The 246-nt window shown below is 39.0% G+C and carries 1 pseudogene; it reads right to left on the bottom strand.

The window, feature by feature from the left end:
• Positions 1–246: pseudogene (locus GNY06_RS03905) on the bottom strand (IS5/IS1182 family transposase); the annotation flags it as partial.

The following is a 246-nucleotide window of genomic DNA, read 5'->3' as shown; positions in this document are numbered from 1 at the left end:
TGTCTTAAATTCTCACTGTCAAATCCTGCTTCAGCATTGAGAAACAATCCTTTATGATCTATTTCTGCTTCGCTTAGAAGGGACAGAATTTCTTTCAAACTACCTTCTATTTGGTATAAATCGTGATGATGCCCACTTTTTGGACTTCCCATTGCCAACATTTGTCCCTGGTTATCACACAGAAAAATGCTGTTGGTGGTTTTTGCCTTTTTTCTACCCTGATAGCCTAGCTTTTCACCTCCCATT

The sequence above is a fragment of the Elizabethkingia argenteiflava genome, assembly GCF_009904105.1.
GTDB lineage: Bacteria > Bacteroidota > Bacteroidia > Flavobacteriales > Weeksellaceae > Elizabethkingia > Elizabethkingia argenteiflava.
The sequence above is the reverse complement of the archived record's forward strand: the minus strand, read 5'-3'. Positions and strand labels throughout refer to the sequence as shown.